This is a genomic window from Geodermatophilus sp. SYSU D01105, assembly GCF_054050095.1.
This window is the reverse complement of sequence record NZ_JBJGYR010000023.1, coordinates 49,327-69,338: the sequence shown is the minus strand read 5'-3', so window position 1 is coordinate 69,338 and position 20,012 is coordinate 49,327. Positions and strand designations below refer to the sequence as shown.

The 20,012-nt window shown below is 74.9% G+C and carries 15 protein-coding genes; 12 read left to right on the top strand and 3 right to left on the bottom strand.

Annotated features, from left to right (window positions below):
- Window positions 1-41: 41 nt before the first annotated feature.
- The 11 genes from ACI79I_RS20010 to ACI79I_RS19960 all read left to right on the top strand — a co-directional run bounded on the left by ACI79I_RS20010 (window position 42) and on the right by ACI79I_RS19960 (window position 15,766).
- Window positions 42-1,805 (top strand): CocE/NonD family hydrolase, encoded by a 1,764-nt coding sequence (locus ACI79I_RS20010; RefSeq protein ID WP_456994064.1) that lies wholly within the window; start codon window positions 42-44, stop codon window positions 1,803-1,805.
- Between the two features lie 26 nt (window positions 1,806-1,831).
- A complete protein-coding gene (locus ACI79I_RS20005; protein WP_456994063.1) occupies window positions 1,832-2,665 on the top strand; it encodes an ABC transporter ATP-binding protein in 834 nt (277 codons plus the stop codon).
- Between the two features lie 55 nt (window positions 2,666-2,720).
- The gene (locus ACI79I_RS20000) at window positions 2,721-4,475 is read left to right on the top strand and encodes a CocE/NonD family hydrolase (protein WP_456994062.1); all 1,755 of its coding nucleotides are present in this window, start codon (window positions 2,721-2,723) and stop codon (window positions 4,473-4,475) included.
- An 83-nt stretch (window positions 4,476-4,558) separates the two neighbouring features.
- Entirely contained in the window at window positions 4,559-6,043 is a 1,485-nt protein-coding gene (locus tag ACI79I_RS19995; protein WP_456994061.1) for an FAD-linked oxidase C-terminal domain-containing protein, read from the top strand.
- A complete protein-coding gene (locus ACI79I_RS19990; protein ID WP_456994060.1) occupies window positions 6,043-7,233 on the top strand; it encodes an FAD-binding oxidoreductase in 1,191 nt (396 codons plus the stop codon). Before ACI79I_RS19995 ends, ACI79I_RS19990 begins: the two co-directional genes overlap by 1 nt.
- Window positions 7,234-8,877, top strand: coding sequence for a (Fe-S)-binding protein (locus ACI79I_RS19985; RefSeq protein WP_456994059.1), 1,644 nt, complete (start codon window positions 7,234-7,236; stop codon window positions 8,875-8,877).
- The gene (locus ACI79I_RS19980) at window positions 8,874-9,878 is read left to right on the top strand and encodes a Gfo/Idh/MocA family protein (protein ID WP_456994058.1); all 1,005 of its coding nucleotides are present in this window, start codon (window positions 8,874-8,876) and stop codon (window positions 9,876-9,878) included. The genes ACI79I_RS19985 and ACI79I_RS19980 overlap by 4 nt, the downstream gene beginning before the upstream one ends.
- Complete coding sequence (locus ACI79I_RS19975) at window positions 9,875-10,723, top strand: alpha/beta hydrolase family protein (RefSeq protein ID WP_456994057.1); 849 nt, start codon at window positions 9,875-9,877, stop codon at window positions 10,721-10,723. Before ACI79I_RS19980 ends, ACI79I_RS19975 begins: the two co-directional genes overlap by 4 nt.
- Window positions 10,720-11,286 (top strand): (2Fe-2S)-binding protein, encoded by a 567-nt coding sequence (locus ACI79I_RS19970; protein ID WP_456994056.1) that lies wholly within the window; start codon window positions 10,720-10,722, stop codon window positions 11,284-11,286. Before ACI79I_RS19975 ends, ACI79I_RS19970 begins: the two co-directional genes overlap by 4 nt.
- Window positions 11,283-13,619: an amidase family protein gene (locus ACI79I_RS19965; RefSeq protein ID WP_456994055.1), complete on the top strand. Its 2,337-nt coding sequence runs from the start codon at window positions 11,283-11,285 to the stop codon at window positions 13,617-13,619. Before ACI79I_RS19970 ends, ACI79I_RS19965 begins: the two co-directional genes overlap by 4 nt.
- Window positions 13,616-15,766 (top strand): molybdopterin cofactor-binding domain-containing protein, encoded by a 2,151-nt coding sequence (locus tag ACI79I_RS19960; RefSeq protein WP_456994054.1) that lies wholly within the window; start codon window positions 13,616-13,618, stop codon window positions 15,764-15,766. The genes ACI79I_RS19965 and ACI79I_RS19960 overlap by 4 nt, the downstream gene beginning before the upstream one ends.
- 14 nt (window positions 15,767-15,780) lie before the next feature.
- Here the strand turns inward: ACI79I_RS19960 and ACI79I_RS19955 are convergent, their stop codons facing one another.
- From ACI79I_RS19955 to ACI79I_RS19945, 3 genes are all read right to left on the bottom strand, one after another.
- The gene (locus tag ACI79I_RS19955) at window positions 15,781-16,554 is read right to left on the bottom strand and encodes a hypothetical protein (protein ID WP_456994053.1); all 774 of its coding nucleotides are present in this window, start codon (window positions 16,552-16,554) and stop codon (window positions 15,781-15,783) included.
- A gap of 92 nt (window positions 16,555-16,646) precedes the next feature.
- Window positions 16,647-17,489, bottom strand: a complete 843-nt coding sequence (locus tag ACI79I_RS19950) for an amidohydrolase family protein (RefSeq protein WP_456994052.1) — start codon at window positions 17,487-17,489, stop codon at window positions 16,647-16,649.
- Window positions 17,490-17,491: 2 nt separating this feature from the next.
- Window positions 17,492-18,508 carry an LLM class flavin-dependent oxidoreductase gene (locus ACI79I_RS19945; protein ID WP_456994051.1) on the bottom strand — a complete coding sequence of 339 codons (1,017 nt, stop codon included), beginning with the start codon at window positions 18,506-18,508 and terminating at the stop codon, window positions 17,492-17,494.
- A 198-nt stretch (window positions 18,509-18,706) separates the two neighbouring features.
- On the opposite strand from ACI79I_RS19945, the gene ACI79I_RS19940 reads away from it, so the two are divergent.
- Entirely contained in the window at window positions 18,707-19,969 is a 1,263-nt protein-coding gene (locus ACI79I_RS19940; protein ID WP_456994050.1) for an ABC transporter substrate-binding protein, read from the top strand.
- The last annotated feature ends 43 nt before the right edge of the window (window positions 19,970-20,012 follow it).

Here is a 20,012-nt window from a genome sequence, read left to right as displayed (position 1 = left end):
CCCCGGTGCGCCCCCGTCGCCCGTCGAGAAGGAGTTCCCCCGTGGCCCTGACCGAGACCCCCGGCGCCCACCACCGCGAGACCACGCCCGAGGACATCTTCATCGAGTGGGACGTGCCCATCGAGATGGACGACGGCCTGCTGCTGCGTGCCGACGTCTACCGGCCCGCCCGGGAGGGCCGCTTCCCGGTGCTGATCACCTACGGCCCCTACGGGAAGGGGCTGCCGTTCCAGGAGGGCTACAAGACCTCCTGGGAGATCATGGCGAGGAACCACCCCGACGTCACGGCCGGCTCGACCAACCGCTTCCAGAACTGGGAGGTCGTCGACCCGGAGAAGTGGGTGCCCCGGGACTACGTCTGCATCCGGGTCGACTCCCGGGGTGCCGGCCGCTCGCCGGGCAAGATGGACCTCTGGTCGGCCCGCGAGACCCGCGACTTCCACGACTGCATCGAGTGGGCGGGCACGCTGCCGTACAGCAACGGCAAGGTCGGGCTCGACGGCATCTCCTACTACGCCATGAACCAGTGGCAGGTGGCCGCGCTGCAGCCGGAGCACCTGGCCGCGATCTGCGTGTGGGAGGGCGCCTCCGACTGGTACCGGGACATGAGCCACCACGGCGGGATCCTCTGCACGTTCGTGGCGAACTGGATCCCCATGCAGGTCACGACCGTGCAGTACGGCCGCGGCGAGGAGGGACCCCGGGACCCGAACTCCGGCCTGCTCGTCTGCGGCGACGAGAAGCTCAGCAAGGAGCAGCTCGCCGAGAACCTCACCGACCTCGACGAGCAGTTCCGCCGGCACCCGCTCGACGACGAGCTCTACGCCGAGCGGACGCCGGACTTCTCGAAGATCACGGTGCCGCTGCTGTCCACCGGCAACTGGGGCGGGCAGGGGCTGCACCTGCGCGGCAACGTCGAGGGGTACGGGCGGTCGGCGTCGTCGCAGAAGTGGCTCGAGATGCACGGCCTCGAGCACTGGAGTCACTTCTACACCGACTACGGGCGTGAGCTGCAGCTGCGCTTCTTCGACCACTTCCTCAAGGGCGAGGACAACGGCTGGGCCGACCAGCCGCCGGTGCAGCTGAACATCCGGCACGTGGACAGCACCTTCGTGGTGCGCCACGAGCAGTCCTGGCCGCTGGAGCGGACCCGCTGGACCCGCCTCTACCTGGACGCCGACGCCGGGAGCCTCAGCGAGCAGCCGCCGGCCGCTGCCGCCTCGGTCGCCTACGACACCACGGGCGACGGCGCGTCGTTCACCTTCGGGCCGTTCCCCGAGCAGGCCGAGATCACCGGCCCGCTGGCCGCGAAGCTCTTCGTGGAGTCCAGCACCGCCGACGCCGACCTGTTCCTCGTCGTGCGCGTCTTCTCGCCGGAAGGGGAGGAGGTCGTCTTCCACGGGGCGCTCGACCCGCACACGCCGGTCGCCCAGGGCTGGCTGCGGGCCTCGCACCGCAAGCTCGACCCCGAGCTGTCCCGGCCGTACCGGCCCTACCACACCCACGACGAGATCCAGCCGCTCGAGCCGGGCACGGTCTACGAGCTCGACGTCGAGATCTGGCCGACCTGCCTGGTCATCCCCGCCGGCTACACCCTGCAGCTCGACGTCCGCGGCAAGGACTACGTCTACCCCGGTCCGGCCGAGCACCTGTCGAACATGAAGAACCCGATGACCGGGTGCGGGCCGTTCGTGCACGACGACCCCGTCGACCGGCCCGCCGAGCTGTTCGAGGGCACGGTCACCGTCCACACCGGCGGGGAGCGGCAGTCCCACCTGCTGGTCCCGATCATCCCGGGCGCCTGAGGGACCCGAGGACGAGGAGCGCAGCGATGACCCGATCCACCACCGGCCCCGACGCTGCTCCGGGCGGCGCCGCGACCGGCCCCGCGACCGGCCCCCGCGTCGTCGTCTCGGGGGCGGCGGTGCGCTACGGCGACCTGACCGTCTTCGACGGCATCGACCTGACCATCCAGGACCGCGAGATCGTCTCCATCGTCGGCCCGTCCGGCTGCGGCAAGACCACCCTGCTGCGCAGCGTCGACGGGCTGACCCGGCTCGACTCGGGCTCGGTGACCATCGACGGCAAGCCGGTCGACGGGCCGACGCCCGGGGTGAGCATGGTCTTCCAGCACTTCGGCCTCTTCCCGTGGAAGAACGTCTACAACAACGTCGCCTACGGGTTGAAGCTGGCGAAGGCGCCCAAGGAACGCATCGCCGAGGTGGTCCCGGAGTACATCAAGATGGTCGGCCTCGCCGGCTTCGAGAAGGCCTTCCCGCACCAGCTGTCCGGCGGCATGCAGCAGCGCGCGGGCCTGGCCCGGGCGCTGGCCGTCGAACCCCACGTCCTGCTCATGGACGAGCCCTTCAGCGCCATCGACGCCCAGACGCGCGAGATCCTGCAGTTCGAGATGCTGCGCATCTGGGAGACCCGGCCCATCGCGATGATGTTCGTGACCCACTCCATCGAGGAGGCGGTCCTCATGGGGGACCGCGTGGTGGTGCTCAAGGGCCGGCCCAGCCACATCCACGAGGTCATCGACGTGGGCATCCCGCACCCCCGCACCCGCGCGACGCTCAAGACCGCGCGGTTCCAGGAGGTCACCGCGCACGTCTGGGACCTGCTCATGCAGGACGTGATCGCCGCCGAGCGCGAGGTCGGCTGAGGTCCACCACCAGGTCCGCGGCCCCGCGGCCCGCATCCGACGACGAGGGAGATCCATGCGCCACCGGGAGAAGACCGAACTGCGCGACGGCATGCTCATCGACTGGGACATGCCGATCGTGATGGACGACGGGGTCGTGCTGCGCTGCGACATCTACCGGCCGCCGGCCGAGGGCCGCTACCCCGTGATCATGACCCTCGGGCCCTACGGCAAGCAGTTGCACTTCGAGGACGGCTACGCGTTCCAGTGGCGCCTGATGTGCGCCGAGCACCCCGACGTGCCGACGGGGTCGACGAACAAGTACCAGGTGTGGGAGGTCGTCGACCCGGAGAAGTGGGTGCCCGACGGCTACGTCGTCATCCGCGTGGACAGCCGGGGTGCGGGCACCTCGGAGGGCGTCATCGACATCTGGTCGCTGCGCGAGGCGCAGGACCTCGCGATCTGCGTCGACTGGGCCGGCGTGCAGCCGTGGTCCAACGGCAAGGTCGGCCTCAACGGGATCTCCTACTTCGCGGAGAACCAGTGGCAGACCGCGGCCCTGCAGCCGGAGCACCTGGCCGCCATCTGCACGTGGGAGGGAGCGGCCGACTTCTACCGCGACATGGCCCACCACGGCGGGATCTTCTGCAACGGGTTCACCAAGGCGTGGTCGGAGGCGCAGGTCTGGAGCGTCCAGAACGGCAAGGGCACCAACGGCTACCGCAGCCGGCTGACCGGTGACTGGGTCTCCGGGCCGGAGACGCTGACCCCCGAGCAGCTGGGCGCCAACCGGCGCGACTTCTACGAGGACTGCCTGGCCAACAAACTCGACACCGCCGAGTACTGGCAGTCGCGCATGCCCGACTGGAGCAAGGTCGAGACGCCGCTGCTCTCCTCGGCCAACTGGGGCGGCCAGGGGCTGCACCCGCGGGGCAACTTCGAGGGCTTCGTGCGCTCGGCCAGCTCGCAGAAGTGGCTGGAGGTGCACGGGCTCGAGCACTGGACGGAGTTCTACACCGACTACGGCGTGGCCCTGCAGAAGAAGTTCTTCGGACACTTCCTCAAGGGTGAGGACACCGGCTGGGCCGACCAGCCCCCGGTGCTGCTGCAGGTGCGGCACCCGGGAGAGCGCTTCGTGGAGCGGCGGGAGGACGAGTGGCCGCTGGCCCGCACCCGGTGGACCAAGTACCACCTCGACGCCCGGGACCTCACCCTCTCCACCGAGGCGCCCGAGGCCGCGGGCTCGGTCACCTACGCCGGGATGGGCGACGGCGCGACGTTCCTCCTGCCGCCCGTGCAGGAGGAGACCGAGATCACCGGCCCGCTGGCGGCCAAGCTGTTCGTCTCCTCGGCGACCGAGGACGCCGACCTCTTCCTCGTCGTCCGGGTCTTCGGGCCCGACCTCAAGGAGGTCGTCTTCCACGGGGCGCTGGACCCGCACACCCCGGTCGCCCAGGGCTGGCTGCGGGCCTCGCACCGCAAGCTCGACAAGGAGCTGTCCCTGCCCTACCGGCCGTACCACACGCACGACGAGATCGAGCCGCTCGCGCCCGGTGAGGTCTACGAGCTCGACGTCGAGATCTGGCCGACCTGCATCGTCGTCCCACCGGGGCACCGCATCGCGCTGACCGTGCGCGGCAAGGACTACGTCTACCCCGGCGACGTCAGCGACGAGGGCGAGAAGCTCGCCGGCGTGTGGAACGGCGTCGGTCCGTTCAAGCACGACGACCCCCGGGACCGTCCCGCGGAGGTCTTCGGTGGCGACGTCACCGTCCACACCGGCCCGGACCGGCAGTCGTACCTGCTGCTGCCGGTGATCCCCTCGACGTGACCGGTGCCGCGGCGGTCGCCCCGGGCGGCCGCCGCGGTCCGGCCCGCTGACCGTTCCCCGAGCACCCGGACGGAGGAGACGCCATGACCGCTCCCACCGAGGTCACCGGCGACCGGGTCCGCGACCTGGTGGCCGACCTGGTCGCCGCCGTCGGGCGCGAGCGGGTGCTCACCGACCGGGCGCAGCTGCGGACCTACGAGTGCGACGGGCTGGCCAACTTCCGCGTGACGCCGGCGGTGGTGGTGCTCGCCGAGACCCGGCAGCACGTGGTCGACACCGTGCGGCTGTGCGCGCGGGCGGGGATCCCGTTCGTCGCGCGCGGCTCCGGGACGGGCCTGTCCGGCGGCGCGCTGCCGGTCGCCGACGGCGTCCTGCTGGTGCTGTCCCGCCTGCGGGCCATCCGGTCGGTGGACCCCGACGACCAGCGGGCGGTCGTCGAGCCCGGCGTCATCAACCTGTGGGTGACCCGCGAAGCCGCGCCGCACTCGCTGGCGTACGCGCCGGACCCGTCCTCGCAGCAGGTGTGCTCGATCGGCGGCAACGTCGCGGAGAACTCCGGTGGCGCGCACTGCCTGAAGTACGGCTTCACGGTCAACCACGTGACCGGTGCCGAGGTGGTGCTGCCCGACGGGGAGGTCGTCCACCTGGGCGGCACCGCCCCCGAGCACCCCGGCTACGACCTGCTGGGCGTGTTCGTCGGCAGCGAGGGGACCCTCGGCGTGGCCACCGAGGTGACCCTCCGCCTGATCCGGGTGCCCGAGGCGGTGCAGACCATGCTCGTGGCCTTCTCCAGCGTCGAGGACGCCGGCGGCGCGGTCAGCGACATCGTCGCCGCCGGGATCGTCCCGGCCGCGGTGGAGATGATGGACGCGCTCGCCATCGAGGCCGCCGAGGCCGCCGTCCACTGCGGGTACCCGCCCGGGGCGGTGGCGGTGCTGGTCATCGAGCTCGACGGGCCGCGGGTGGAGGTGGAGGCGCAGTTCCGCCAGGTCGAGTCCATCGTGCGGGCCCACCACTCCTTCGAGACCCGCATCGCCGCGGACGACGCCGAGCGTGCGCTGATGTGGCGGGGCCGCAAGTCCGCGTTCGCCGCCGTGGGGCGGATCAGCCCCGCCTACTTCGTCCAGGACGGCGTCATCCCGCGGACCCGGCTGCCCCAGGTGCTCGAGCGGATCGACCGGCTGGCCGACGAGGCCGGGCTGCGGGTCGCCAACGTCTTCCACGCCGGGGACGGCAACCTGCACCCCCTCGTGCTCTTCGACGACCGCGTCGAGGGGCAGGCGCACGACGCCGAGGAGCTGGCCGGCGCCATCCTCGACCTCTGCGTGGCCGAGGGCGGCTCGATCACCGGGGAGCACGGCGTCGGCCACGAGAAGCGGATGAAGATGTCCGTGCAGTTCAGCCCCGAGGACCTCGACACGATGCAGCGGGTGCGCTGCGCCTTCGACCCCGACGGCCTGGCCAACCCGGGCAAGGTCTTCCCGACGCCCCGGCTGTGCGGCGAGCGGCCGGGGGTCCGCACGGGGGAGCACCCGGTGCAGGCCGCGGGACTGGGGGAGGTCTTCTGATGCCCCCGGTGGTGACCGGCGCCCGGCGTCCGGGGACCGCCGACGACGCGGTCGCGGGCGTCGTCCCGGCGGAGGTGGCCCGCCCGTCCTCGGTCGCCGAGGTGGTCGAGGTCCTCCGGGACGCCGCCGCGCGCGGCCGTTCGGTCGTGCCCGTCGGCGCGGGCACCAAGACGTCGTGGGCGGCGCCCCCCACCTCCTGCGACGTGCTCCTCGACACCACCGGCCTGGACCGGGTCGTGGAGCACGCACCCGGCGACCTGGTGGTCGTCGCGCAGGCGGGGGTGCGGCTGCCGCTGCTGCAGGCGCGGCTGGCCGAGGCCGGCCAGTTCCTCGCCCTCGACGCCCCCGAGCAGGGCGCGACGCTCGGCGGGGTGGTCAGCGCGAACGCCTCCGGTCCCCGCCGGCTGCGCTACGGCACCGTGCGCGACCTGCTCATCGGCATCACCGTGGTGCTCGCCGACGGCACCGTCGCCACCGCGGGCGGCAAGGTGGTCAAGAACGTCGCGGGCTACGACCTCGGCAAGCTCTACACCGGCGCGCACGGCTCCCTGGGCGTCGTGGTGTCGACGACCTGGCGGCTGCACCCGGTGCCCCCGGCCCGGCGGGTCGTCGTCCGGCCGCTCGGGGACGCACGGGAGGCCGGCGACCTGGCCCGGCGGCTGGCCGCCTCGCCGCTGACCCCGACCGCGGTGGAGTTCGAGGCGGCCGCCGGGGGCGCGGGCCGGCTCGTCGTCCTGTTCGAGGCGATCCCCGAGTCCGTGGAGGTCCAGGCCCGCGCCGCGGTCGAGCTGCTCGGCGGGGGAGAGGAGCACCACTCCCCGGGTGAGGGCTTCGGCCGGCGCCCCGGCCGGGAGGCCGACCTGCGCCTGCGGGTGGCCTTCGCCCCCTCCGCGCTCACTGCCGTGCTGGACCTGCTGCCCGAGGGGACGGCGGTCACCGCGTCGGCCTGCACCGGGGTCGCCTACGCCGCCCTCCCCGCCGCGGGGGCCGTCGACGCGCTGGCGCGGCTGCGGCAGGGCCTGCGCCCGCACGACGGCACGGCGGTGGTGATCTCGGCACCCCCGGCCCTGCGCGCGGAGGTGGACCACTGGGGCCCGGTGGGCGACGCCCTGGGCCTCATGCGCCGGGTCAAGGACTCGTTCGACCCCGAGCGACGGATGTCGCCGGGCCGCTTCGTCGGAGGGCTGTAGATGCGCTGGCGCAGGAGGGGGCGGGGCAGCGGGCCGGCCGCCACGGCCTCGGTGGCGGACCTGCCGCCGGGAGCCGCCACGGGCCGGGTCCGCGCGGCCGACCAGGCCTCCGCCGAGGTGGTGGGGGCCCGCCGGCCCCTCGACATCGGGCAGGGCGGCCCGGTCGCGGCCAGCGCGGCCGCGGCGACGGTGGGAACGGCCCCGGCGCCGGTCGCCCTCGGGATCCCGGCCGTCCCCCGGGGCCTGCTGCCGGCCTTCGACGACCACCACCCGCCGGACGCCGACCTGGCAGGGGACTGCGTCCACTGCGGCTTCTGCCTGCCGACCTGCCCCACCTACGTGCTCTGGGGCGAGGAGATGGACAGCCCGCGCGGGCGGATCGACCTCATGAAGCAGGGCCTGGCCGGCGACCCCCTGGAGGACTCGGCGATCCGCCACCTCGACCAGTGCCTGGGCTGCATGGCCTGCGTGACCGCCTGCCCCTCCGGCGTCCAGTACGACAAGCTCATCGAGGCCACCCGCGCGCAGCTGGACCGGCGCGCCGAGCGACCGCTCCGGGACCGGGCGATCCGCGGCGCCATCTACGCGCTGTTCCCCCACCCCCGCCGGCTGCGCGTGGTCCGCGGGCCGCTGCGGCTCTACCAGGCCTCTCGCCTGGGCGCGCTGGCCGCCCGCACCGGGCTGCTGTCCCGGCTGCCCGCGCCGCTGCAGGCCATGGAGTCCCTCGCGCCGCGGCTGGGCCGGCTGCACCGGCTCCCGGAGCGGACGCCCGCGGTCGGGCCGCGGCGCCGCACGGTCGGCCTGCTGACCGGCTGCGTGCAGGGGACGTTCTTCCCCGACGTCAACGCGGCGACGGTGCGGGTGCTCGCCGCCGAGGGGTGCGAGGTCGTCGTCCCGCGCGGGCAGGGCTGCTGCGGCGCCCTGTCGGCGCACGGCGGCCGCGAGGAGCAGGCGCTGCGTTTCGCCCGCTCGCTCATCGCGACCTTCGAGGACGCCGGCGTGGACACCGTCGTGGTGAACGCGGCCGGCTGCGGGTCCAACCTCAAGGAGTACGCCCACCAGTTGCGCGACGACCCCGCCTGGGCCGCCCGGGCCGAGGCGCTCGCGGCGCGGGTGCGCGACCTGACCGAGCTGCTCGACGAGCTGGGCCCGCGTGCGCCGCGGCACCCGCTCCCGGTCACCGTCGCCTACCAGGACGCCTGCCACCTCGCCCACGCCCAGGGGGTCCGCGACCAGCCGCGCCGGCTGCTCCGCGGGATCCCCGGTGTCGAGCTGCGGGAACTGCCCGAGGCGGAGATCTGCTGCGGCAGCGCCGGGGTCTACAACCTGCTGCACCCCGAGCCCGCCCGGGAGCTGGGCGAGCGCAAGGCCGCCGCCGTCCGCAGCACCGGGGCCGCGCTCATGGTGACCGGGAACCCCGGGTGCTGGATGCAGGTCGCCACCACCATGGCGCGCACCGGGGAACGCCTGCCGGTCGCCCACACCGTCCAGGTGCTCGACGCCGCCATCCGCGGCGTGCCCGCCGACCGGTTCCTCGCCGCCGCGCTCGACGGCCCCGGCACGGCGCTGCCCCGACCTGACCGCGGCCCCCGCCGGGGCCCGCGCCACCGCACTGTCGACGACGACGGAGAGGCCCGCACATGAGCGACGCAGACCGGATCGGCTGGGGGATCGTCGGCCTCGGCCGGATCGCCGACACCGAGATCGCCCCGGCCGTGGCCACCGCGGACAACAGCACGCTGGCCGGGGTGGTCAGCCGCGACGCGGGCCGGGCCCGCGAGTTCGCGGACCGGCACGGCGCCGCGTCGGCCTACGACGACTACGCCGCCCTGCTGGCCGACCCGGCCGTCGACGCCGTCTACATCGCCACCCCCAACGGCCTGCACGCCGAACAGGTGGTCGCGGCCGCGGCGGCCGGCAAGCACGTGCTGTGCGACAAGCCCCTGGCGACGACGGTGGCCGACGCCGAGCGGGCGGTGACCGCCTGCCGGGAGGCCGGCGTCGGCCTCGGCACCACCTTCCAGACCCGGCGCCACGAGGGGATGCGCGACCTCCGGGAACTGCTGGCCGGCGGGGAGATCGGGCCGGTCCGCCTGGCGCAGCTGCAGCTGGGGCCCGGGCGGATGCTGCCCAAGAGCTGGCGCACCGACCCCTCCCTGGCCGGCGCCGGGGTGATGAACAACTTCGGCGTGCACGCCTACGACCTGCTGCGCTACCTGCTCGACGCGGAGGTGGTGGAGGCCACGGCCGTGGTCGACGTGGAGCCGGGCTACTCCGTCGACACGCTGGCCCTCGCCGTGCTGCGGTTCGACAACGGCGCCCTGGCCTACGTCAACGCCAACCAGTCGCTGCCCAACCCGCAGCTGGACCTCTCGGTCCACGGCACGGAGGGCACGGTGCTCGGGCGCAACGTCACCCGGCCGAACCTGACCGGCACCGTCACGGTGATCGGCCGCACCGACACCACCGAGCGCACCGTCTCCACCAGCGGTGCCTTCCTCGCCACGGTGCAGGCCTTCGCCGACGCCGTCCTCCGCGGGGAGGACCCCAGCCCGTCGGGCGTGGACGGGTTGCGCAGCGTCGAGCTCATCGAGGCACTGACCCGCTCCGCGCAGGAGCGCCGGACCGTCGCGCTGGGCCGGTGAGCCCCGGGGCGCGGCCGGCGCCGGCGCTGGCCGAGCTGGTGGCGATCCCGACGCCGGGGACGCCGCTGGACGGCCTGTTCTACGAGCCTCCCGGCCGCTCCCCGCGGACGGCCGCGATGCTCATGCACGGCAACGGCATGAACTTCTACTACGGCGCCTCGGGGTTCCTGCCGCCGTACCTGACCGGCACCGGGCTGGCGGTGCTGGCCTACAACCGGCACGGCCACGACACCGTGAGCGCCCGCACGCGGGTCGCGGAGGGCAACGCCTACCAGACGACGGCACAGGCGATCGAGGACAACGAGCGCGCGGCCAGGTGGCTGGCCGACCGCGGGTACCCGGCCCCGGTCGTGATCGGCCACAGCAACGGCGGGATGCTCGCGGCCGAGCACGTGGTCCACCACCCGGAGACGCCGGCCCTGGTCCTGCTCTCGGCGCACCTGGGCGGTACGGAGATGCTCCGGCGCGGCTCGGCCCTCGGCCTGCTGGCCGGTGACCGGCTCCCGGAACTGACCCGGCAGGCGTACGACCTGGTGGCGGCCGGCCGGCCCGACGAGCTGCTGCTGCTGCCGGGCTGGTTCTACGTGGTCACGGCGGGCTCCTTCGTGGACCTGGCGGAGAACCTCCCCGTCCTCCTGGACAACGCGCCGAAGATCACCTGCCCGGTCCTCTACGTGCGGGGCGACCAGGAGGACCCGGGGATGTACCCGGCCGAACGGTTCGCCGAGGTGGCGGGCGGGCCGGTCGACGTGCGCATCCTGGCCGACTGCGACCACTTCTACACCGGGCACGAGGCCGCGGTCGGCGAACTGGTCGCCGGCTGGCTCGACGAGGTCCTCGGGTGAGCCGCCCCGCGTGGACCACGGCCCGGAGGCCGCCCACGGAGGCGACCTTCCGCCTCCGCGTGAACGGCCGGGAGGCGGAGGTGACCTGCCGCGGGGACGCGCCGCTGCTCTACCTCCTCCGCAACGACCTCGGCCTCCGCGGCTCCCGGTTCGGCTGCGGGCTGGCCCAGTGCGGCGCCTGCATGGTCCTGCTCGACGGGCACCCGACGCCCTCCTGCGACCTCCCGGTGGAGGCCGCCCAGGGACACGACGTCGTCACCGTCGAGGGGCTGGCCGGCGACCCGGTCATGCAGGCCCTGCAGCGGTCCTTCCTGGACCTGCAGGCGGCCCAGTGCGGGTACTGCAGCTCCGGCATCCTCGTCTCCGCGTGCGCCCTCCTCCGGGCCGAGGCGGCTCCGCCCCGGCCGGCGGTCGCAGGGGCGCTGGAGCGGAACCTGTGCCGCTGCGGCAGCCACGGTCGGGTCCTCCGGGCGGTGGAGCAGGCCGCCACCGCGCTCGCCGACGACCGGCCCGCCGCCGGCTCCGCGTCCTCCACCGACGACCACGGACGGGGCGAGCCATGACCGACGACACCACCGGCGGGCCCTTCCGGTTGGAGGAGGCGACGATCGAGGACCTCCACCGGGCTCTCCGTGCCGGGGAGACCACCTGCGTCGAGGTCGTGCAGCACTACATCGACCGGGCCCGCGCCTACAACGGCGTCGCCAGCCGGCTCGTGACCGCGGACGGCGCCCCGGTGCCCCCCGCTCCCGGCACCGTGCGGGCCGGGGCCCCGCTGCAGTTCCCCACGGAGACCGTCGCGGCCGCGACGATCCTGCCGGACCTGGAGGAGTACGCGGGGCCGCCGCTGGAGTTCGGCCGGATGGAGGCCACCGCCTCCGACCCGGAGGTGCAGCAGCAGTTCGGGATGATCGTCGGGATCCCCGACGGCGGCCAGCTCAACGCGCTGGCCACCCTGAACATCCGGGGCGAGCGCTCGGTCACCTGCCGGGGCGACTTCGACCGCCACCCCGACGACGGGCCGCTGCCCCCGGACGCGCCGGCGGTGTGCGAGCTGTTCCGCCGGCAGCCCGACGCGCTCGAGCAGGCCGCCGCGCTCGACGCCGCGTACGGCCGCGACCCCGACCTCGAGGCGATGCCGGTGTACGGGGTCGTCTTCTCCTTCAAGGACCCCTTCGACACCGCGGACATGCGCACGACCGGCGGCGCCGACGCCCGGTTCGACATCGACTTCCCGGCGCGCGACCACGCGCTGGTCGCCCAGCTGCGCGCGAAGGGCGCGATCATCTACGCCAAGGCGGTCTGCACGGAGTACAACGGCCGGGTCGGCGACCCGGGCGGCCGCCACCGGCCCGACGCCGTCCTGCCCTCCACCCTCGGCTACCAGCGCAGCACCTGGGCCGGGAACCCGGCCAACCCCTACGACACCACGCGGTCGGCGTCGCTGGGCTCGAGCTCCGGGTCGGGCGTCTCGGTCAGCGCCAACCTCGTCATGTGCAGCCTGGGTGAGGAGACCCGGGCGTCGTGCCGGGGCCCGGCCAACCACAACGCCGTCGCGCTGGTCCTCCCGCACAAGGCGATGCTGGGCTTCGACGGCGGGGCCATCGGCGCCGACATCCACGTCGACCGGACCGGGGTCCTCGCGCGGACGCTGCACGACGCGGCCCGGGTCCTCGACGCGCTGCGCGACCCCGTCGAGGGCTACTACGACCCCCGCGACCCCCACACCACCGTGCCGCGCTCCAGCGTGCTGCCCGCCTACGCCCCGCACGCCCGGCGCACCGGGGAGGCCGGGGCGCTGCGCGGCACGCGGATCGGCGTCGTCCGCGAGTCCATGCTCACCCGCCCGGACGCCCCCGCCTCCTCGGTGATCCCCCCGCGAGCGGCCGCGGAGATCGCGGAGGTCCTCGGCCGGCACCTCGGGGCCACCCTCGTCGAGTCCGCCGACCCGCTGTGGCCGCCGGACCCCGGCGTGGAGCCGATGGGAACCGACTTCCGGCGGGCGCTGGCCCGGCTGGTGCCGGTCTTCCTGCCGGACCTGCTGTTCCGCCTGCGTCCCGACGGGCAGCCGCTGTTCCCGGACGTCGCGGCCGCCGTCGTCCCGACGGAGTTCATGCCCGGCCGGGTGTGCGGGACCGGCAGCATGCAGCCGGTCGACTACCTGGTCGAGCTGGCCGACGAGCGCATCGCCGCGCCGGCGAACCTGGACCTCGCCACGGTCCAGGACCAGGAGCTGGCGATGGCCTTCCGCTTCCACATCCCCCAGTACCTGACCCGCCGCGCGGCCGACTGGAGCGCACGGGGCCACACCGAGTCCCTGGTGGACTTCGCCACGCTCAACGCCCGCTCGAAGTTCTGGGGCGACGACCAGCGGGCCTGGTGGCGCAACTGGGAGGAGGTGACCGACGTGCGCAACCCGCTCGACCAGCGGCAGGGCATCCCCGAGCGGGTCATGCTCCGCGAGCTGCTGCGGCGGGTGGACATGATGGTCCTGCTCGAGAACCACCTCGACGTCCTCGTCCGGCTGCACACCCCGCTGCCCCCGGGGAGGATCGGCTCGGCCATCGAGCCGGGCACCCCGCAGAACCTCCGGCCGGAGTCCTTCTCCGGGCCCAACGCCGGGCTGACCGAGGTCCTGGTCCCGGCGGGCTACGTCCGGACCGTCCACGACCCGGTGTTCACGCTCAGCGCCGACCGCACCGAGTACGTGCCGACGGAGTCCGACCGGGCGAGCACCGTGCCGGAGCCGGGGTTGCCGTTCTCGCTCGTCTTCCGCGCCGAGCCCGGCCGGGAGGACGTCGTCCTGCAGGTCGCCTCGGCCTACGAGGCGGCCTCGTGCCGCCGGGTCCCGCCGCCGGCGTTCGGCCCCCTGCCGGGCCGGGGCGGCGCGTCGTGAGCGGCCCGGCGGCGCCGTCCCCCGTGGCCACGGTGCCCGATCCGCCCGGGCCGAGCCTGCGCGCGAACCCCCTCCTGTCCTCGTGGCTGGAGTTCCCGGCCGACGGCGGTGTGCTGCTGCGGGTCGGGAAGGTGGAGCTGGGGCAGGGGGTCCTCACGGCGCTGGTGCAGATCGCCGCCGAGGAGCTCGACGTCGACCCGGCGCGGGTCGTCGTGGCGCCCGCGGCCACCGACCGCGGCCCCGACGAGGGGCTGACCGCCGGGAGCCGGTCGGTCATGGACTCGGGGACCGCGGTCCGGGCCGTCTGCGCCGAGGTCCGGGCCTGCGCGCTGGACGCCGCGTCGGCCCGCACCGGCATCCCGGCCGAGCGGCTGACGGTGGTCGACGGGCAGGTGCGCGACGACGCGGGGCGCCGCTGCGGGACCTACGCCGACCTGCTGGACCGGGCCGCCCTCGACGTCCCGGTGTCCGGCACGGCGCCGGTCAAGGACCCGGCCCGGCACACCGTCGTCGGCCGCCCGCTGCCGCGGGTCGACCTGCCACCGAAGCTGACCGGGGCCGCCGTGTTCGTGCACGACCTGGCCCTGCCCGGCCAGCTCCGCGGCCGCGTCGTGCGGCCGCCCACGGCCTCGGCGCGGCTGGTCGCGTGCGACGACGGGCCGGTGCGGGAGCTGCCCGCGGTGGTCGCGGTCGTCCGGGAGGGCGACTTCCTCGGCGTCGTGGCGACCCGGGAGGAGGAGGCGGTGCGCGCGGCCGAGCTGCTGCGGACCGGCGCCCGCTGGGCCGACCGCGACGGCCGGGCCGGGTGGCTGCCGGGCGAGCTGGTGGGGCAGGAGGCCGAGTGCACCGAGGTGGCGCGGCGGCGCGACCCCGCGGCCGGCGACCGGGTCGTCGCCCGGGTGCGGGCCACCTACACCCGCCCGTACGTCGCGCACGCCTCGATCGGCCCGGGCTGCGCCGTCGCCCGCTGGGACGGCGACCGGCTGGAGGTCTGGTGCGCCAGCCAGGGCATCCACCCCCTGCGGCGGGCGCTGGCCGCCGCGCTGGGCGTGGACCCGGGCGGCGTCGTCGTCCGGCACGTCGAGGGCTCGGGCTGCTACGGGCACAACAGCGCCGACGACGTCGCCTGCGACGCGGCGCTGCTCGCCCGGGCCGTGCCGGGCCGGCCGGTCCAGGTCGTGTGGTCGCGCGAGGACGAGTTCGCCTGGGAGCCCTACGGGCCGGCCATGGCGGTGGCGGTCGAGGCCGGCGTGGACGAGCGTGGCGACCTGGTGACCTGGACCTCCGGCACCTGGGGCAACGGGCACCTCAGCCGGCCGGGCACCGACGGCCGCCCGGGGCTGCTCGGCGCCCGACTCGCCGCCGGGGCGACGGCCGACCCGGCCGCGGACCCGTCGCTGGCCACCGGCGGGGGCAACGCCCGCGACGCCGTCCCCGAGTACCGCGTCGCCGACCTCGAGGTCCGCGCCCACCGCGTGCTGGAGACGCCGCTGCGGACCTCGGCGCTGCGGGGGCTGGGCGCCACCGTGAACGTCTTCGCGATCGAGTCGGCCGTGGACGAGCTGGCGGCCCGGACCGGGGCCGACCCGCTGGAGTACCGGGTGCGGCAGCTGGCCGACGAGCGCGCCCGCGCCGTCCTCCGGGCGGTCGCCGAGCGGTCGGGGTGGGCCGGCCGGCAGCCGGCGGAGTCGGTCGGGTGGGGGGTGGGCTACTCCCGCTACAAGGGCGTCTGCGGCTACTGCGCGGTGGTCGCGCGGGTCGAGGCGGTCAGCGAGCTGCGGGTGACCGACCTGTGGGTCGCCGTGGACGCCGGGCAGGTGGTCAACCCCGACGGGCTGGCCAACCAGCTGGAGGGCGGCGCGATCCAGGCGACCAGCTGGGCGCTGCTCGAGCAGGTGTCCGTCGACGACCGGACGGTCACCAGCCGGGACTGGGACGGGTACCCGGTCCTGCGCTTCCCGGACGTGCCCCGGGTGCACGTGACGCTGCTGGACCGGCCGGACGAGCCGCCGCTCGGCGCCGGCGAGGTGACCGGGGGACCGGTGACCGCCGCCCTGGCCAACGCCCTCGCCGACGCGGTCGGCGTCCGCGTCCGCGAGCTGCCGCTGACCCCGGAGCGGATCACCGCCGCCATCCTGGCCGGCTGACCGGCGCGGCTCGCTCAGCCGGCGGCGAGCAGCACCACGCCGGCGGTCGCCGTCGCCAGGCCGGCCTGCTGGCCGGCGCCCAGCCGCTCCCGCAGCAGGACGACGGCCAGCGCCACCGTCACCAGCGGGGACAGGGTCGCCAGCACCGACACGACGCTCACCAGGCCCGCCGAGGTGGCCGCCGCGAACGCGGTGACCCCGCCGAGGATCAGCAGCCCGTTGAGCGTGACCAGCGGCAGCGCCGAGCGGGCCAGCCGCAGCGGCGACCGGCGGGCCAGCGGCACCAGGACGACGGTGGTCAGCAGCATCGCCCGGCTGGTCAGCACCGCCCACATCCCGCCGGCCGCGCTCGTGCCGCCGAGGGCCACCGCCTCGGCGAACAGGCTCAGGAACACGCCGTAGAGCAGCGCCCACGCCGCGGCCAGCCACAACCCCCGGGCGCGCCGTCCGCCGGGCGGGTCCGCACCCGAGCCGCCGGACTGACCGGCCGCGACCAGCACGACCCCCAGGAGGGCGAGGGGGATGCCGGCCAGCTGCCACACCTGCGGTCGCTCCCCGAGGGCGAGGGCGACCACGACGGGCACCGCACCCCCGGAGGCGCCGATCGGTGCCATCACCGACAGCCGCAGGTGCTGCGCGCACTCGAACATCGACAGCAGCGCCAGCCCGTTGGCCACCCCGGCCAGCAGCCCGAACACCAGCGCGCCGGCCGACGGCGCCGGCGCGCGCAGCAGGGCGACGACGAGGCCGGCCGCGACGACGGCGGAGACCTGGCCCGCGGCCAGCACCGCGCCCGGGTCGTACCGGCGGCCGAGGACCGGCCCCAGGTAGGCCGCCGTCCCGAACAGCAGGGCGGTCAGCAGCCCGAGCAGGACGGCGGTCAGGCCGGCCAGCCCAGCCAGCGCAGCACGCTGCTCCCCATGACCGCCTCGACGTCGGAGCCGGACAGGAAGTCCAGGTCCTCGCGGAACAGCCGGACCAGGTCGGCGTAGGAGCCCCGCAGCCGCGACAGGTCCGACCCCCAGAACAGCCGCTCGGGCCCGTAGGCGTCGAAGAGCCGCCGCAGGTGCGGGTGCATCGCCGGCCAGGGGTAGGACTCGGTGCTGTAGCAGGGGACGGCGGTGACCTTCACCGAGACGTTGGGCAGCCCCGCCAGGCCGGCGAGCTCCGCGATCTCCGGCGCGGCGGCCGCGTCGGTGGCCGAGCCGGTCAGGCCGAGGTGGTCCACGGCCAGCCGCAGCCCCGGCCGGCGCCGCGCCAGGTCGCCGAGCTCGCGCAGCTGACCGGAGGCCAGCAGCATCACCGGGACGTCCTCGGCCTCGGCGAACTCCCAGAGCCACTCCGCGCCGGGGTCGTCCACGCGGCCGGCGTCCGCGGGCAGGAACACCAGCCGGACGCCGGCGACGACCGGGTCGCGCAGCAGCTCGCGCACCGGACCGGGGTCGCCGGTGCGCAGGTCGACGCGGGCCATGACGCGGAAGGCGTCGGGCGCCTCGGTCGCGCAGGCCACCGCGTAGTCGTTGCGGTACCCCTCGAAGAACGGGGGGACGAGGACGGCGCGGTCGACCCCGGCCTCACCCATCTCCCGCAGCAGGGCCGGGCCGCTGATCGGCTCGGCGCGGTGCATGGCCGTGGCCCGCTCCGCGCCCCCGGGCGGCCACGGCCGGTCGGGGGCCTCGGGCAGCCACACGTGGACCTGGGCGTCGACGACGGGCGCGGGCACGGTCACCACCCCCGGACCACGGGGAGGACCTCGGCCGCCAGCAGGTCGAGCGAGGACATGATCTGCTCGTGCGGCAGGCCGCCCATGTGCAGGAACAGCATCACCCGCTCGACGCCGAGCTCCCGGATCTCGCGCAGCCGGGAGAGGACCGTGTCGGGGCTGCCGAACAGCGCGCTGTCACGCAGGTCGGCGTCCAGGTCGAAGGGGCTGCGCCCGCCCGGGTCGCTGCCCGCCTGCGCGCGCCGGAGCTTGTCGGCGTAGCCCAGGAAGTCCTTGTACGGGCCCTCCGCCTCGGCCCACGCCTGCTCGTCGGTGGGGGCCACGTGCGTGGCCCGGGCCAGGTACACCCGGCCGTCCTCGAGCCCGGCGCCGACCCCGGCCAGCGCCTCGGCCCAGCGCTTCACCTGGCCGGCGGTGACCGTCAGGGACGTGCCCTGCGGGAGCAGGACGCCCCACCCGTTGGCCGCGCACTGGGCCAGGCCGTCGGGGCTGTCGGTGGCCATCCACAGCGGCGGGTGCGGCTGCTGCACGGGCCGCGGCTGGGGGGAGGCGTCCTCGAAGGACCAGTACCGCCCGGAGTAGGAGAGCGGCCCGTCGGCGGCCCACACCCGCTGGAGGACGTCGAGGGCCTCGGCGAAGCGGTCGTGCTTCTCGGCGATGTCCACCCCGTAGCCGCGGAACTCCCCGGGCTGGTAGCCGCGCCCGATGCCGAGGTCGAGCCGGCCGCCGCTGAGCTGGTCGACCGTCGCGGCCGACTCGGCGAAGCGCAGCGGGTGGTGGAGCGGGAGCACCGACACCGCCGTCCCCAGCCGCACCGAGCTGGTGCGGGCGGCGAGGTGGCCGAGCACGGTGAGGCTGTCGGACACGATGCCGTGCCGGCTGAAGTGGTGCTCGGTCAGCCACACCGAGTCGAAGCCCACCGCGTCGGCGTGGCAGGCCTGGGTGAGGGCCTGCTCGTACCGCTCGCGCTGGTCGCTGCCCTCGGGCCACTGGATGGAGTGGAACAGGCCGATCTGCATGCGGCACCGCCTTCGACGGGGGAGGTCGGGACGGCGCGCCCCGGCCGCACCCACGCGCATGCAACCGCACGCTGCCGCCGCTGTGGTTGTGCGGCCCCACAAGTCGCACCGCCGCGATCATGTGCCCGTCCATGAGACGTGCGTCACGTCTCGACTCGTAGGGTTCGCCCACCCTGTCGACGGCGAGAGGTGGGTGCCATGCGGGCTAGGGCCGGACTGGTGGCGGGGGTGGCGCTCCTGGTCGCCGCCTGCGGCGGAACGGTGGCCGGGGGCGACGGTGGCGGCGGGGGAGGCGGGGGCGGCTCGACCGAGCCGGTCCGCATCGGCGTCATCACCGGGCTGACCGGCGCCTACGTGCAGCTGGGCGAGGAGCAGCGCAACGGCGCGGAGCTGGCGGTGGAGCAGCTCGGCGGGCAGATCGGCGACCGGCCGATCGAGCTCGTCGTCCGCGACGACCAGCTCAAGCCCGACGTGGCCCTGCGCGAGGCCCAGGCCCTGGTCCAGGAGGAGCAGGTCGACTTCCTCACCGGCTGCGTCTCGGCGGCCACGACGCTGGCGATGAACCAGATCGCCGCGCAGGCCGGCGTCCCCTACCTCGGCGCGTGCCAGACCGAGCAGCTCAACCGGCCGCCGAACTTCGACCCGGCGATCACCTACCACCTCGCGCCGGTCCCGTCGCAGACGACCAACGCCGCGGCGCCGTTCATCTGCAGCGAGCTGGGCCAGAGCGTCTTCCTGCTGCTGCCGGACTACGCGTTCGGCTACGAGCAGGAGGCCGGCTACAAGAACGCGATCGCCGAGCAGCAGGGCTGCTCGGTGGCCGGCACGGCGTACTTCCCGCTGGGCACCACCGACTTCAACCCCTACATCCCGACGATCGAGGGCTCCGGCGCCCAGGTGCTGGTGTTCGGCGGCGTGGGCCGCGACCAGGTCAGCTTCCTGCGCCAGGCCGACCAGTTCGGCCTGACCGACCGGTTCAAGACCTTCTTCACCCTCGAGGACCTCAGCTTCGACCAGGAGCTCGGGTTCGACCTGATCGACAACACCTGGGCGATGGCGGCCTTCTACTGGAACGTCGACGACCAGGGCGTGCGGGAGTACGTCGACGCGTACCGGGAGGCCTACGGCGCGGTGCCGGGTGGCTACGGCGTCTACACCTACAACGCGGTGAACCTCATCGCCCAGCAGGTCGAGCAGGGCAACGACACCCCCGAGGCCTTCCGCCAGGGGATGGAGGGCGTCGAGGTCTCCCTCGGTCAGGGCGACATGACCATCCGGGCGTGCGACCACCAGGCGCTGATCCCGATCTACATCCTCGAGGGCCTGGCCGCCGACGAGGCGGAGAGCCGCGGCGGGGACGCCCAGTTCGGCTACCGCGAGGTCGTGGCGACCGCGCCCGGGACCGAGGAGTACGCCCCCACCTGCGACGAGGTGAAGACCGAGTTCCAGCGCGTGGGCTGACCGGCCGGCCGCGACAGCCACGGGGCCGGCCCGTCCCGACGGC

Excerpts from the sequence above, each read along its gene's own strand:
- ACI79I_RS19965 (WP_456994055.1), top strand. The coding sequence starts at position 11,283 with ATGACCGACGACACCACCGGCGGGCCCTTCCGGTTGGAGGAGGCGACG.
- ACI79I_RS20005 (WP_456994063.1), top strand. The coding sequence starts at position 1,832 with ATGACCCGATCCACCACCGGCCCCGACGCTGCTCCGGGCGGCGCCGCG.
- ACI79I_RS19990 (WP_456994060.1), top strand. The coding sequence starts at position 6,043 with ATGCCCCCGGTGGTGACCGGCGCCCGGCGTCCGGGGACCGCCGACGAC.
- ACI79I_RS19980 (WP_456994058.1), top strand. The coding sequence starts at position 8,874 with ATGAGCGACGCAGACCGGATCGGCTGGGGGATCGTCGGCCTCGGCCGG.
- ACI79I_RS19995 (WP_456994061.1), top strand. The coding sequence starts at position 4,559 with ATGACCGCTCCCACCGAGGTCACCGGCGACCGGGTCCGCGACCTGGTG.
- ACI79I_RS19985 (WP_456994059.1), top strand. The coding sequence starts at position 7,234 with ATGCGCTGGCGCAGGAGGGGGCGGGGCAGCGGGCCGGCCGCCACGGCC.
- ACI79I_RS19945 (WP_456994051.1), bottom strand. The coding sequence starts at position 18,508 with ATGCAGATCGGCCTGTTCCACTCCATCCAGTGGCCCGAGGGCAGCGAC.
- ACI79I_RS19940 (WP_456994050.1), top strand. The coding sequence starts at position 18,707 with ATGCGGGCTAGGGCCGGACTGGTGGCGGGGGTGGCGCTCCTGGTCGCC.
- ACI79I_RS20000 (WP_456994062.1), top strand. The coding sequence starts at position 2,721 with ATGCGCCACCGGGAGAAGACCGAACTGCGCGACGGCATGCTCATCGAC.